Raw genomic sequence first — 14,211 nt, 5'->3', positions numbered from 1 at the left:
TCCAAAGCTCGGAGTGTTCCGTCGTCCACCAAATTAGCCAAATAGTTGTATGATTCCAATTCCGCGGCGTAACGTAGCGCACGTCACTGCGTCGCGTCCTCGCCATCCCGCAGAGCGCGGCCGATAGCGAGAGCTACTGGAGGCTTAAAGATATGGGTTCACTGGACGGCAGAGTTGTCTTCATCACCGGAGCCGCTCGCGGGCAAGGCCGTTCGCACGCGGTGATGTGTGCCGAGCAAGGTGCCGACATCGTCGGCGTCGACATCTGCGAGAACCTCGACATCGTGCCCTATGCACTTGGCACTGAAGATGATCTCGAGGAGACGGCCCGCCTGGTGGAGAAGACCGGCAGGAAGATGCTGACCCGCAAGGCGGACGTCCGCGACAAGGCTGCCCTGCAGGAGGCGTTCGACGCGGGTGTCACCGAGTTCGGCCACGTGGACACGGTGCTCGCCAATGCCGGGGTCGTGCTCACCAACGCCGATGAGCGCGACGCGTCGGAGGCGCTGAGGTTAGGGCTCGACATCATGCTCATCGGGGTGTGGAACGCCTTCCAGGTGGCGATCCCCCACATGAAGGAACGTGGCAAGGGTGGCAATCTGATCGCGACGAGTTCGATGATCGCCCTACTGGATCTCACCGACGGCCGTGGCGGCAGCGATGCCTACTTGATGTCCAAAGTCGCCGTCGTCGGCCTGGTCCGCGCGTATGCGGCCATGCTTGCCCCCGACCGTATTCGCGTCAATGCGGTGGCGCCGACGAATTGCGCGACCCCGATGATCACTGACAACCCGGCGCTGTTCAAGGTGATCGAGGACAACCCTCGTATGGTCAATGCGGTCCAGACCGCGCTGCCCGACTTGGCGCTGATCGAGCCACGCGACGTCAGCAACACGATCCTCTTTTTGATCAGCGACGCGGGCCGTTCGTTCACCGGAAGCATGCTCAAGGTAGACGCCGGCATGGACGTGCGGCGAGGCTAGTCGGCGCACCGGATGCATTACGGAATCGACGGTCGATCGGCGCTGGTCGTCGGCGGGAGCAAGGGAATCGGCTTCGAGGTCGCCAAACTGCTTGCCGCGGAAGGTGCGCGGGTTGCGATACTGGCGCGGACTAAGACCGATGTCGACGCCGCGGTCGACGCGATCCGCACTGAAGGGGGCACTGCCATCGGTGTCACTGCCGACGTGGCCGACGGCGGGCAGCTCACCGACGCCGTCCGCGAGATTGCGGCCCAGCACGGGGCGCCGCTGATCGTTGTCGGGCAGGCCAAGTACCAGCGGCCCGGCGATTTCGCCGATATCACCGATGTGAACGTCTACCGTGAGTCCTTCGAAGTGCACACGATGAGCCAGATCCTGCTCTTGCGAGCGGTTCTGCCGGCAATGCGGGACGCGGGCTGGGGCCGATTCGTGCACATCGGCTCCGCCACCGCCAAGGAGCCGGCGGGCAACATCCACCACGCGGTGGCCAACACCAGTCGGCCGTCGACGATCGGCCTGCTCAAGACGGTCTCCGACGAGTACGCCCAGTTCGGCATCACGATCAACACCGTCGCGCCCGGCTGGATTGAGACTGAGAACGCGCTGGCCTACCTGGAGCAGCACCTCGGCGCGAGCACCGATCAGGAGCGACGTGAGTTCATGCTGCGCGAAGCTCGTGTGCCGGCAGCGCGAATGGGCAAACCGAGCGAGATTGCCTCGCTCATCGCCTATCTTTGCTCAGAACCTGCCGGCTACCTCACCGGTAGTTGGATCGAAGTCGACGGTGGCTTACATCGGTCGGCGTTCTAACCTTTAGGAGCATACGTGGAAACCCTTGGTGCACCTGAACTTTCCTTTGCCAGTCTGCCGATGGCGGCCGACCGCGGGGTGGGGTGGAAGGTCTTGCGTGACGCAGGGCGGGTGGTGTCCGTCGACGGAATCTTCTATCTGACCCACCGCGAGGACGTGCTGGCCGCGCTGCGCGATCCCGAATTGTTCTCGTCGAAGAAGGCTTTTGACGTGCTCGGCAGCCCGCTGCCGTTGGTGCCCATCTCGTTCGATCCGCCGGAACACACCCGGTTCCGTAAGATCCTGCAGCCCTTCTTCAGTCCGCACACCTTGAAAGAGATGCTGCCCTCGCTGCAGCAGCAGGCGATCGAGATCATCGAGCGTGTAGCCGCACAAGGCGAGTGCGAGGTCGTGGCCGACGTGGCGATCCCCTATCCCTCACAGGTATTCCTGACCTTGTTCGGGCTTCCGCTGGAGGATCGCGACAAGCTCGTCGCGTGGAAAACCGCGGTCATCGCGATCTCGGAAGCGCCGTCTCTCGAGGATGCCGACCTGACGCCGGCACTGGAATTGGTCGCGTACCTCACCGAGGCGATCAACGCACGGCGGGCCGACCCCGGGCCGGACATCTTGTCGCAGTTGCTCAATGGTGAGGAGCCACTCGACGACGCCGAAATCATGGGCCTGAGCTTCCTTTTCGTCCTGGCCGGGCTGGACACCGTCACCGCGGCGATGAGTTCCGCCCTGCTGGAGCTCGCCCGCAACCCGGAGCTGAGGGCCACCCTCCACGACGATCCCGACCAGATCGATGTGTTCGTCGAGGAGATCGTTCGGCTGGAGCCGCCGGCGCCGATGCTGCCCCGCGTGACCACCACCGAGGTCACCATCGGGGAGGTCACGCTGCCCGCCGACACCATGGTGCGGTTGTGTGTCGCCGCCATCAATCGTGACGACAGCGACGAGATCTCGACCAACAATGTGGTGCTGGATGGAAAGGTGCACCGGCACTGGGGCTTCGGTGGCGGGCCACACCGCTGCCTGGGGTCGCACCTGGCCCGCCTCGAGCTGAAGTTGATCGTGGACGAATGGCTCCGGCGCATTCCCGAGTTTTCGATGAAAGTCGGTGAGGAACCGCAGATTGTGTTCCCCGCGAGCACCTTTACACTTGAGCGCGTGCCTCTGAAACTGGGCTGATCACCTATCCCTTCGCCGAATACTTGCCGACGAGCTGCTGCTTGTACAGCTTGCCGGTGTCAGTCCGGGGCAGCTGCGCCTCGAACGACAGCGAACGTGGGCACTTGTAGTGCGCCAACCGGTTTCGCAGCCACTCCAATAACTCTGCCGCGAAGCCGTCGTTGGCATCAGCCGGATCGACCGTCTGCACCACGCCTTTGACGGCCTGACCCATGTCGTCATCCGGAATACCGAAGACTGCGGCGTCGAGCACCTTGGGATGGGTGATCAGCAGGTCTTCGGCTTCTTGCGGGTAGATGTTCACCCCACCCGAAATGATCATGTGATGACGGCGATCAGTGAGATAGAGGTAGCCATCCACGTCGAGATAGCCGATGTCGCCGACGGTCACCCAGCCGTGCGGATCGTGGGCCGCCGCCGTCTTCGCATCGTCTTTGAGGTACTGGAACGAATGCCCTCCCTCGTAATAGATCTCGCCGGGCACACCGGGCGGTAGCTCATGGCCGCTCTCGTCGAGGATGTGGGGGACCCCAACCAAGGGTCGGCCGACCGAGCCGGGGTGGGTAAGCCAGTCCTGGGCGCGGATGAATGAGGCTCCCACCGCTTCCGAAGCGGCGTAGTACTCGTCGATGATCGGTCCCCACCACGCGATCATCTGTTTCTTGATGTCCACCGGGCATGGCGCGGCCGCATGCACCACCCGCTGCAGGCTGGAAACGTCGTAGGACATGCGCACCGCTTCGGGCAGTTTGAGCATCCGCACGAACATCGCCGGGACGAATTGGCCATGAGTGATGCCGTAGCGCTGGATGCACTCGAGCGCGTGTTCCGGGTCGAACTTCTCCATCACGACGGTGGTGCCGCCCAGCGACTGCACCACCATCGACCAGAATGACGGCGCGGTGTGGTACAGCGGCGCCGGGCTCAGATACACCGAATCGCTGGTGATTCCGACGGCATTCATCAACGGCATCAGGATGTTGGGTGCTTCGCTTGGTGGTAGATGCGGAAGCTCACGGCGGATCCCTTTGGGTCTGCCAGTGGTTCCCGACGAGTACTGCAGCAGATCGCCTTCACTTTCGTCGGGGATCGGCGTCTCGGGTTGGTCGGCAACACATTCCGGGTAGCGGTACCATCCGTCCAGATCGTCGTCGGCGATCAGCAGCAGCTCAGGTAACCCGCCGGGGGAATGCTGGGCAAGGCCTTCGCAGACGTCGCGAGTCGCGCGTGACCCGATCAGCGCCTTTGCTGAACTGTTGTCGACGATGTAGGCGGCCTCGGCGGCCGTCAGGTGAGTGTTGATCAACGCGTAGTACAGACCGCTTCGGCGCGCCGCCCACATCACGGCATGGACGTGTTCATTGTTCTCGAGTACTGCCGCAACCGTGTCGCCCTCGCGAAGTCCGGCGGCATACCAGAAGTGAGCCAGCCGGTTGGCACGCTTTTCCAGCTCGGCGAAGTCGATCATCGTGCCAGTCCGAGCGAGGACCAGGGCAGGTTTACCGGATGAGATGTGATCGCGGATCTCCATGATTTCACTTTAGAGTCTTCCGAGGTGAAGAAGGCGAAACTCCATATTTTGTAAGGGATCTACCGAATTTTTCGTCACAGGTGTCAAAAAATGGACTAGGGTGCAGGGATGGCTTCGACACTATGGGATCCTGAGACCACGGCCGTTGTCTGTGTGGAATGCCAGAACGGTGTGCTGGGCCCCGAGTCCGTCTTGCCCGCTTTGGCCGCCGACAGCTCTGAACTCGTCTCCTGTGTGCGCCGACTTCTCGATTCCGCCCGCCAGTTCGGCGCGCGGGTTGTGCACGCGACCTACGAGGGCAACCTCGGCGGCCGGCCGACCGGGGCGGCGCGCATCTGGCGGGCCCTGGGCCCCGCAACCGCTCACTGGGCCCCCGGAACCGCCTCCACTACAGTGCTTCCCGAGCTACTGGCACCCACCGATGTGGTGTTACCGCGCCACCACGGCCTTTTCCCAACGCTCGATTCCGAACTACTGCCCGTGCTCAAAGGCTTCGGTGTGAGCACCATCGTCCTTGCCGGCGTTTCGCTGAATCTGGCGATCACCCATGCTGCCGGGCATGTTACGCAGGCCGGTTTCGACCTCGTCGTCCCGCGCGACGCCGTCGGCGGCACCCCCAAGGACTATGCAGAACAGGTGCTGGACAACACTATTGCCGTGCTGGGTCGGCTGACCACGGTCGATAAGCTCATCGACGAATGGACATCGGTCAGGTCTGACCGTTGACCGTTCGCCACAGCATCTCGGTGGCCGCCATGAGCACCGCTTGCCGCGTCGTCGACGGGACCTCGTTGTGGCGAACCATCAGCCATGAGCGTTCGAGCATCGCCATAATCACCAGCCCGGTAGCCACGGGGTCATGGTCGGGCGGTGTCGGCGCCATCTTTGCGATGCCCTCACCGAGCGCGGCGGCGGTTCGACGGTGCGAGCGGGCGACCGCGGCACGGAATTTGCGATCGGGAGGCATGTCCTCGGTGGAGCGGATGACGAACGCACCGTTGCGGTCGAGGTAGTCGAAGTAGCGGGCAACCCAGGCCTCGACATCCTCCCGGCTGGGCGGGCTCTCCTGCTCCATGAAACCCTCGACAACCGCCAGCGCTTCGTGGTAGGTGTCGGTGCCGAGCTCGATGAAAAGCTCGGTCTTGTCGGAGAAGTAATAGTAGAAGTTCGCCCGGGTGACCGGCGCGAGGTCAGTGATGTCCTTGATGGTGACGCCCGAGAAACCCTTGCGCGCAAACGCGGTCCGCGCAGCGTCCAGGATTGACTCTCGGGTGCGGTCGGACTTGCGTGTTACCGGCGGGGGCGAGCCCTCAGACACCATGCGTGACCGGCTCGGTGGCGGCCTCCGGTTCGGGATAGAACCCGCTCGCCCACCGACGCAGCGCGCGAAAGCCTGCCGCCTCCGAGGTCGCCAGACCCGGAGGTTCGAGGTACTTCTGGTGCTCCCAGATCCGGATGTCGTCGGGCAGGGCGAGTTTCGCTGCGGCCAGACGCGCCTCGAAATCACCCGGGCCTTCTGACGTTTCCTCGCTGATCCAGTAGCCGGCGAAGATGTCGGATCTGGTGTCGTCCACCGGTGTCGCGCAGATGGAGATGACTCGGATTCCGTCGCGGACGTGTTCGCCGTTGTAGCTGAGCCCGATTCCTGACCAATAGATTTCGATCGTGTTCATCGTGTCGCCGGTGCGGTCCAGGCCGTCGCTCCACCTCCGGCCAAAGCCGACCTTGGCCGACCAGGTCGAGCTATCGGTGCTTTCACGCAGTACCACGGGACTGATCGGGGTGCGATGGACGAATTGGAAGTGGTGGGGATCGACGGCGTTCTCGGCGATCACCTGGGGATGCACCTTTACCCGCTCATGCCGCGTCCGGCAATCGGCACCAAAGGGGTGGAACCGCCGCGAGCGGACATGATCTCCGAGCACCGCGAAAGCGTCCGGCGCATCCCACAGCGGCTCCCGGCCTGCGCTGTCATGCCAGATCAAGATCGAGTCGTTGAGCTCCGCGACCGGATAGGAACGTACTCGTCGGGCCTTGTTGGGCCGATCCTGGTACGGGATGTGGACATTGCGTCCGGCGCCGTTCCACACCCAGCCGTGAAAAGGGCACTGGATGCCTTCTTCGACTACGCAGCCGCCGTAGGCCAGGCTCGCGCCAAGATGTTGGCAGTGCGCGTCAAGCACCTTCACCACCCCGTCCAGCTGCCGGAAGGCGACCATGTCTCGGCCGAAGTAGTGCAGTGGGACGACCTCGGCGACGGCGATGTCGGCGCTCCAGGCCACCTGGAACCAACCGGTGGGCAGCATGCTCGGCAGGGTTTGCATTATCCGAACGCCCTTTCCACGCGGAACACCTAAACAGCTGTGTTTCGAGGCTACTCATTTTTGACACTTCTGTCTAAACGAGCGTGCCGGCCGGCGAATTTCCCCGCGGCGACCAATCAGGACGTACAATCACTTGTCTTACTAGGTTAATGATGTGTTATCGATGGATGTGAGGACGCATGGACTGGGGTCTGCCGTGGCCGGGGCCTGCGCTGGCAACACAGGCGGAGACCGCCGGCGCGCAGGCGTTTTGTGCCGGTGAGTTCGCCGACCTCAACGCGTACATCACAGCGACCGAGATGGCCCTCGGCACTTCGCGGGCCTACATCGGACCGGGGATCGCATATGCATTCGCCCGGTCCCCCTTCGTGCATGCCGCGGCCGTGCGGCATCTCTGGACACTCGCGCCGGGCAGGATCTTCTTGGGACTTGGGTCGGGCACCTCGCGAATGAACAAAGATTGGTTCGGTGTCGACGCCACCCACCCCGCACCCAGGATGGCCGAACTGATCGAGGTGATCAGGGCGTTCCTGAACGTCGAGAACGGCGAACGCGTTCGATACGAGGGCCGGTTCTACACGATCGACGCCGACATCCGGGCACCCGTGCTCGGCCGGTTGGACGTGCCCATCTTGATCGGCGCCTTCAACAAGATCATGTTGAAGACGGTAGGTCGCACCGCCGACGGCGTGCTGGGGCACGGCCTGTTCACCGATCGCTGGTGGACCGAACTCGTCGAGCCCGAACTGGCCCGCGGCGCCGAATCAAGTGGGCGTGACGCGGCCGAGCTACGCCGCTGGGGCTGGCTGATCACCGCGATCGACAACGACGACCCGGCCCGGGCCATCCGGGACGCGCGGCTGCAGATCGCCTTCTACCTCACCGTGAAGACCTACGACTCACTCGTCGAACTGCACGGCTGGACAGACGAGGTCGCCCGGATCCGATCGGCCTTCCGCAGCGGCCATCCGGAAACGATCGCCGACCACGTCACTGACGATATGCTGTGGTCGATCGCGATCTGTGGCGACGACACACAGGCACGCGAAATGCTGGCGAATCGCAAACGGTTGCCCGACACGGCATTTGCCTCACCGCCAAGCTTCCTGGTCGGACGTCGACGACGCGCCGGCTATGGTGCGGCCGCGACGCACGTTCTTTCGCGACTACATTGACGCCAGCCACGGATGCCCCAGATAGGCGCCTTACATGGTGTACTGAGTACTACATGTCGAGTTCAGGAGGTCGCGATGCCCAAGCGGGAACCACTCGCGCCGATGGCCACGTCACAGAATAACGGTGCAGTGCGGTCGCCGAAGACGGCCGAGATCGTGGCGGACACGTTGCGGCGGATGATCGTCGAGGGACAGCTCAAAGACGGCGACTTCCTTCCCTACGAAGCCGAACTCATGGATCACTTTCAGGTCAGCCGGCCGTCACTGCGAGAAGCGGTGCGAGTCTTGGAGTCCGACCGCCTCGTGGAGGTGCGGCGCGGCTCACGCACCGGCGCCCGGGTTCGCGTCCCGGGCCCCGAGATCGTCGCGCGGCCGGCGGGCTTCCTGCTCGAGATGGCGGGAACGACGCTCGCGGACGTGATGACGGCACGGATGGGTATTGAACCGTATGCAGCCCGACTGCTCGCAGAGGATGGCACCGCGGCGGCCCACCGCGAGTTACGCGAACTAATCGAGGAGATTCCCGCCGCGTGGGAGACCGGGAGATTGGCCGCAGCATCCACCGCATTGCACCGCCGGCTAGTCGAACTGTCGGGCAACGCGACGCTGACCGTGATCGTCGGCATGCTGCACGAAATCTTCGAAAAGCACATGACTGCAGCATTTCTGAGCGTTCAGAACGTCGTGCCCAAGGCTCAGTACACCAAGCTGATGCGGTCCTACACCCGACTCGCCGACTTGGTGGCCGCCCGGGACGGCGCCGAGGCCGAGGCGCATTGGCGGCGACACATGGAGAACGCCAGCGCTGAGCTACTCAAGGGCCACGAGAAGACGAAGGTCCGAGACATCATGCATTGAGCGGGCACCGTGCCCACCCACACTTGAAGGACATCTGATGCGTAAACCGCTCACCGGAGTTCGCGTGCTGGAGGTCGCCCAGTTCACCTTCGTTCCTTCGGCAGGCGCTGTGCTCGCCGACTGGGGCGCCGATGTGGTGAAGATCGAGCATCCTGTCACCGGCGACGCCCAGCGCGGCTTGGTCAAAGTGTTGGGCGCCGCGGCAACCGTACCCGGATCGTCGTTCGCGCCGATCATGGAGGCGCCCAACCGCGGAAAGCGCAGTGTTGGGCTGGCCCTCGACAATTCGGAGGCGCGTCCCCTGCTCGACGAACTGATCCGGCGGAGCGACGTGTTCCTGACGAACTACCTGCCGTCGACGCGGAAGAAGCTGTCGATCGACGTTGACGACATCCGCCGCGTCAACCCCGACATTATTTATGTCGTCGGCAACGGTTTCGGCTCCAACGGGCCTGACCGCGATGCCGGAGCCTACGATGCGACGGCGTTCTGGGCCCGTGGTGGCAGCGCGCACGGCCTCACGTCGCCCGATGCCACACACAGTCCGTTCATGCCCGCCGGGGCTTACGGGGACAACATCGGCGGCATCACCATCGCCGGCGCCGTGGCGGCGGCACTCTACGGCAGACAGGCCACCGGGGAACCGTCCGTGCTCGACGTCTCGCTCTTGGCGGTCGGCGCTTGGACAACCCAGTTCAACGTGAACATGGCAATGCTGATGGGCGGCCCGCTACCGAAGGTAGAACGGCGAACCCAGGCCCCGGGCAACCCGCTCACCGGCGCTTATCGGACTTCGGACGGAAGGTTCGTCCAGTTGTCAATGTTGCAACCAACGCGATACTGGCCGCAGTTCTGCCGGCTGATGGGTCTGCACGACGTCGCTGAAGATCCGCGGTTCACAACGCTCGACGCGATGGCCGAGCACAGCGAAACTGCCCAACAAATCGTTGCGGACGCGATCGGCAAGTTGAGTTTCGCTGAATGCCAAGCGTTATTACGAAAGGGCAGAGGGCAGTGGGCCCCGGTGCAGGATGCCTGGGAAATAGCCAATGACGAAGCACTGACTGCCAACGGTCGCATCGCCGAAATCGTCGATGCCGAAGGTCATCCGCAGAAGTTGGTCGCCAGCCCGGCGCAGTTCGACGACGATACAGCCAGCCTGACCAGAGCACCGCAATTCGCGGAGCACACCGACGCAGTACTGCGCGAACTGGGCATCGATGACGACCGCCTTATTGAGCTCAAGATCGCCGGCGCGATCACGTAATCTGAGTGCTGCCACCGCCATTGATCCGCTTCACTGTCGCTGCTCAGCGAAATAGCCCTCCTGGGTTGCGATGCACACCAATTCGCCCGACCGGTTGTACAGGGTCCCGGTGGCCAAACCGCGGCGGCCCACAATACTCGGCGAGAACTGGTCGAAGAGCAGCCAGTCAGTAAAATTGGCAGCGCGGTGAAACCACATGGTGTGGTCGACAAGCGCCGAGAGCCGAGGCCCCATCGGTGTGGTGCGCATCGTCGTCATCGCACACTCGAGCAATGTGAGCGCGCTGAGATAGGCCACCACACAACTGTTGACCATCGGATCGTCGGAGACCTCGCCGTTAGCGCGAAGCCAGATCCGAAGCCGCGGGGGCGGCGGGTCGGAGAGATCAAGGGCGACCCGCGGCGGCGCGTCGAGGTACCGCATGGTGAATGGACGTTGCTGCGGCCACCAGTCACCGAATTCCTCGGCGTAGGGCGTCAAGAGATCCTCGAGTCCGTGGACCGCGTCCGGCCCAGCCACGTCAGGCATTCTTTGTTGCCAGTCGACGTCGTCGGCGATGATTGTGAATGAGGCGAGCGCCTCGAAGAGGACGACTCCCGACTGGCTCGCGGTCACCCGACGCGAGGAGATGGTGCCGCCGTCACGTAGCGGGGTCACGTCATACTGGATCGGCTGCCTTGCGTCACCACGCCGCAGAAAGTACATGTGCATGCTGTGCCCCAGTCGCCCGGGTGTCGTCCGCCCGGCCGCCATCAACGCCTGAGCGGCGACCTGGCTTCCGATGATGTGGTGGTTGGGGGTGTCGGGTTGAGTGCCCACGAACGCTGCGTCATCGATCTGCTGCAGGTCCAACAGACTCAGCACGTCTTCGAGCGTCGAGATCATGTAGCCAAGCTAAGCACGCCGCAGCTGGCCGCACCCGGCGGCACCGCAGTTCTCGACGAACCCTTCCGACCGCGGAAAGCTAGCGACTCCAAAGGCAAAGCTATTCATGCAAATTCGTAGGGTGTGCACACATCGGGGGCTGGACCGACGCACCGCACGTGCGTCCGCTCCAGATTAATACCACTGTTGTGCTGCGTCATCCGGGAGCCATGTCGCGGTTTATGACCCAGTCAGACCTGCAGGAGATATCTGTCTGTCCCATCGCGGCCTCAAACTGGGTCGAATGAGGAAATCAGCCAACGGTTTCCGACCTTGTCCATCGTTACCCGGACGGTAGATGCGGTGTCGGTAGGTGCATCGTCGCCAACGGTCACAGTCTGGTCGACATACACCAGCGCGACCGCGTGGTTTGGGTTTGCCGATACCGAGGCAGCGGCGGGGACGGTAGCGACCGCCGAGATGTGGTCCTTTTTGGCGCCTGGTATCACCACGTCGTGGACCAACTGAGTGTAGGAGTCCTTGAACTTCCCGGTCAGCCGATCGCGGGCGGCGCCGAGGTTCTTTTCGACGTTGTCGGGTTGGTAGGAAAGTATCGCAACGCTGGAATCCTTGGCGGCGGCGACTGCCTCGATTTCGGCCGCTCTAGACGAACGGTTCCACGCGTCTTGCCACTTGAGGAAGCCGGTGGCCGCCGCGATCAACAAAGCCAGTATAGGCAGCACCCCGAAGACCAGCACTCGCGACCAGTTGATCCGGCGCTTACGCGACTGGGATCCAATGTCTTTGGGATCTTCCGTTTCAGGATCGTCGCCGGATGCGTCCTCCAATTCGGCAACGTCCTCGATATCGGTCGTGTTCGTGCCGTCTCCGGCTTCGTCGGCTTCGTCTGTCTCAGTATCGATTTGCTGAGTGGTCTGCTCATCGACCTGCGCGTGGTCCTGCTCTACGGCGGGATCGGATCTAACCGGCACTGCGATGGTTCCTTCTCTGGTTCGTGGGCTTACTCGTCGGCGCTGGCCAGGGTGCGGCCCCGTCATGGTACGAATGCAACGTTGGAGACTTTCAGCTCGTCTCCGACCTTCTGCACGGTGATTCGCATCCGCCAGTGTCGCGGGCCCTGTTCGGCCGCACCGAGATTCGAGGTCTTGACGGACACCGCCACCAGCACTTGGGCTTCATTGCCTGTTTGCGACTCCAGACCCGCCTCGGTAATGGTCCCGACCGATTTCGACTGTGCTTTCTTGACGACGTCGATGAAGGGTTTGGATCGATGAGAGAAGTCGTCGTAGAAAGTGCCCGTCGCTGAGTCCAGGATGCGCTGGACGTCGGCGTCGGCGTGCTGCCAGTCGATTGTCGTCAGGTTCAGCGCGCCTTGCCTGCCGATGCGAACTAGCAATTCGCGCTGTTGTTGGGCCTGGTGTGACTGATATGCCTGATACCCGAACCAGCCCCCGAGCACGGCCAATCCAACCACTGTGACCAACCCGAAGGCTGTCGCCAATCGCGTAGTCGAGATTGGTTTCTTCGCCGGCGCAGCGGGTTCGGCATCCGGTTCGGCAGCGTCATCAACCGAGGCGTCGTAATCCTCGACCTCGTCGGCCTGCTCCTCCACTATGGGGTTGTCCGAAGCGGGCGCCTCAGCGATCGTCTCATCAGCAGTAACCGCTTCCGGTGAACCCTCTTCTGAGGGACCGGCCGATGGTGACGTGGCCTCCGGGCCCGACTCGCTCAATTTCTCTTGGGTGGCATCAGCATGCTTTGCCATGTTTGCCCTTTCTGAGTACCGCCGGCTAGGTCGGTCTGGGTGTACATCCGGCCGTCTGGCCCCATATACATGCCCGTGGCGGGATCGTATTGAACGGCCGCTATCGGCAGTGGCGGCGGCCCCGGCGGCGATGGTGGAGGGACCTGTCCAGGCGGCTCATCCCCCGGCCTGAACTGCGGTATGCCTTGCCCGGAGTACGTAGCGTTCGGATCACCCTTCCAGTTGAAACCGTCGTTGAGCGGAACGTAAGTTTGGTCGCTTTCGCACAACTTGACGGTCGGCGCGCGTTTGCCGGGGCGCGTCTCGCAGGGCAAGTTATGGGCACCGCGCACGTTGAGCATCGAGTCCTGCGGCACCCGGCAATAGATGTCCCCGTTAGGGGAGTCCGGATAGTCCTCATAGCTGGCAGCGCGTTGCTGCTGGATGGGCAGGAATCCGGTGGTACACGGGGGGGGCCAGTTGAGATTCAGATTGAAGCTCAGGAACGCACCGTTGTAAGCCTGCTTGGTGTTTTTGTTGGCCACACCGGTCGCTTGGATGTCGGCTGTCCCCTGAGGCAACTCGACCAATAAGGATTCGAGGTTGTCCCGGTATGTGACGCCTACCTGCCCGACACTGACCAGGTTGGCCAGCACGATCGGCAGCGTGGGATTGAGCCGGTCGAACAACTGCCGGGCCTCGGCGGCCGCCGGGCCGCCCTCTCGTATTAGGCCTGCGACCGAGGAGTCGTTATCGCGCAGCTCGGAAGTGAGCGTCGCCAGATGGGCGGCCCACCCTTGGACCGCATCTGCTGACTGGGTCTGGCTGTCCAGCAACGGCTTTGACCCATCGATCAGATTCACAAGCGCATCGAGGTTCTGGCGACTGTCGGTCGCCAACTTCGACGTCCCGCTGATCAGCCGGGAAAGCTCCGGGCCGAGCCCGCCCACGGCGGTATACGACTCGTCCACCACCGTCTTGAGGTTGTCACGCGGGATCACGGCAAGGCCGCGGTTGGTAGCTGCCAGCAGCGAATTGATATCTGGTGGAACATAACTGCGGTCGATCGGGATCACGTCACCGTTCTTCAGCGACGGCCCCTGCCCACCACGTGGCAGCAGCTCGACGTATTGCTCGCCGACCGCCGAGACACTGTGTACCTGCGCATTCAGGTCGGCAGGAATGTGGACATCAGAATTGAGCTGAAGCACGGCCTCGGCGCCGGTCGCGGTCAGCTGTACCTCTTGCACGCGACCCACCTCGACGCCTCGGTAGGTGACGTTGCCGCCTGGGTAAAGCCCGCCGGCCTGAGGCAGCTCCACAGTGACCGTGTAGCGATCGACCCCGAAGAACACCGTCGGGATCTGCATGTAGTTGAAGAACATGAGCGAGGCTGCGCTCAGGCTGATCACCGTGAAAACAGTCAGTTGGATCTTGATGCGCCGGGTCAGATGCAGCATC

The 14,211-nt window shown here is 63.0% G+C and carries 14 protein-coding genes; 7 read left to right on the top strand and 7 right to left on the bottom strand.

Annotation, left to right across the window (positions count from 1 at the left end; genetic code table 11):
• Nucleotides 1–152: 152 nt before the first annotated feature.
• The 3 genes from MTY59_RS08290 to MTY59_RS08280 are packed head-to-tail and all read left to right on the top strand — an operon-like array spanning nt 153 to nt 2,966.
• Nucleotides 153–983 (top strand): mycofactocin-coupled SDR family oxidoreductase, encoded by an 831-nt coding sequence (locus MTY59_RS08290; RefSeq protein WP_221045232.1) that lies wholly within the window; start codon nt 153–155, stop codon nt 981–983.
• A 12-nt stretch (nt 984–995) separates the two neighbouring features.
• Nucleotides 996–1,793 (top strand): SDR family oxidoreductase, encoded by a 798-nt coding sequence (locus MTY59_RS08285; protein ID WP_221045231.1) that lies wholly within the window; start codon nt 996–998, stop codon nt 1,791–1,793.
• A 60-nt stretch (nt 1,794–1,853) separates the two neighbouring features.
• Nucleotides 1,854–2,966, top strand: a complete 1,113-nt coding sequence (locus tag MTY59_RS08280) for a cytochrome P450 (RefSeq protein WP_250160853.1) — start codon at nt 1,854–1,856, stop codon at nt 2,964–2,966.
• A 4-nt stretch (nt 2,967–2,970) separates the two neighbouring features.
• Here MTY59_RS08280 and fadD4 read toward each other — a convergent pair whose 3' ends face one another.
• Complete coding sequence (gene fadD4 / locus MTY59_RS08275; protein ID WP_221045229.1) at nt 2,971–4,497, bottom strand: fatty-acid--CoA ligase FadD4; 1,527 nt, start codon at nt 4,495–4,497, stop codon at nt 2,971–2,973.
• Between the two features lie 108 nt (nt 4,498–4,605).
• Here fadD4 and MTY59_RS08270 point away from each other — a divergent pair, with 108 nt between their 5' ends.
• Nucleotides 4,606–5,223, top strand: coding sequence for an isochorismatase family protein (locus MTY59_RS08270; RefSeq protein WP_221045228.1), 618 nt, complete (start codon nt 4,606–4,608; stop codon nt 5,221–5,223).
• Here the strand turns inward: MTY59_RS08270 and MTY59_RS08265 are convergent.
• On the bottom strand, nt 5,207–5,818 hold the full coding sequence (locus MTY59_RS08265; RefSeq protein WP_221045227.1) for a TetR/AcrR family transcriptional regulator: 612 nt from the start codon (nt 5,816–5,818) through the stop codon (nt 5,207–5,209). The genes MTY59_RS08270 and MTY59_RS08265 overlap by 17 nt on opposite strands.
• The gene (locus MTY59_RS08260) at nt 5,808–6,821 is read right to left on the bottom strand and encodes a Rieske 2Fe-2S domain-containing protein (RefSeq protein ID WP_221045226.1); all 1,014 of its coding nucleotides are present in this window, start codon (nt 6,819–6,821) and stop codon (nt 5,808–5,810) included. Before MTY59_RS08260 ends, MTY59_RS08265 begins: the two co-directional genes overlap by 11 nt.
• Nucleotides 6,822–7,000: 179 nt before the next feature.
• On the opposite strand from MTY59_RS08260, the gene MTY59_RS08255 reads away from it, so the two are divergent.
• The 3 genes from MTY59_RS08255 (at nt 7,001) to MTY59_RS08245 (ending at nt 10,121) form a co-directional block, all read left to right on the top strand.
• Nucleotides 7,001–7,996, top strand: coding sequence for an LLM class flavin-dependent oxidoreductase (locus tag MTY59_RS08255; protein WP_221045225.1), 996 nt, complete (start codon nt 7,001–7,003; stop codon nt 7,994–7,996).
• Nucleotides 7,997–8,071: 75 nt separating this feature from the next.
• Nucleotides 8,072–8,854, top strand: coding sequence for a FadR/GntR family transcriptional regulator (locus MTY59_RS08250; RefSeq protein WP_221045224.1), 783 nt, complete (start codon nt 8,072–8,074; stop codon nt 8,852–8,854).
• Nucleotides 8,855–8,891: 37 nt separating this feature from the next.
• Nucleotides 8,892–10,121, top strand: a complete 1,230-nt coding sequence (locus tag MTY59_RS08245) for a CaiB/BaiF CoA transferase family protein (protein ID WP_221045223.1) — start codon at nt 8,892–8,894, stop codon at nt 10,119–10,121.
• Between the two features lie 30 nt (nt 10,122–10,151).
• Here MTY59_RS08245 and MTY59_RS08240 read toward each other — a convergent pair whose 3' ends face one another.
• The 4 genes from MTY59_RS08240 to MTY59_RS08225 form a co-directional block, all read right to left on the bottom strand.
• Entirely contained in the window at nt 10,152–11,006 is an 855-nt protein-coding gene (locus MTY59_RS08240; protein WP_221045222.1) for an acyl-CoA thioesterase, read from the bottom strand.
• Between the two features lie 269 nt (nt 11,007–11,275).
• Nucleotides 11,276–11,977 carry a hypothetical protein gene (locus MTY59_RS08235; protein ID WP_221045221.1) on the bottom strand — a complete coding sequence of 234 codons (702 nt, stop codon included), beginning with the start codon at nt 11,975–11,977 and terminating at the stop codon, nt 11,276–11,278.
• Nucleotides 11,978–12,039: 62 nt separating this feature from the next.
• Nucleotides 12,040–12,771 carry an Mce protein gene (locus MTY59_RS08230; protein WP_221045220.1) on the bottom strand — a complete coding sequence of 244 codons (732 nt, stop codon included), beginning with the start codon at nt 12,769–12,771 and terminating at the stop codon, nt 12,040–12,042.
• A complete protein-coding gene (locus tag MTY59_RS08225; RefSeq protein WP_221045219.1) occupies nt 12,735–14,210 on the bottom strand; it encodes an MCE family protein in 1,476 nt (491 codons plus the stop codon). The genes MTY59_RS08230 and MTY59_RS08225 overlap by 37 nt, the downstream gene beginning before the upstream one ends.
• Between the last annotated feature and the right edge of the window lies 1 nt (nt 14,211).

Origin of the sequence: Mycobacterium senriense (assembly GCF_019668465.1) — a bacterium.
Classification (GTDB): domain Bacteria; phylum Actinomycetota; class Actinomycetes; order Mycobacteriales; family Mycobacteriaceae; genus Mycobacterium; species Mycobacterium senriense.
Note: the sequence above shows the minus strand (reverse complement) of the source record. Positions and strands in the feature narration are given on the sequence as shown.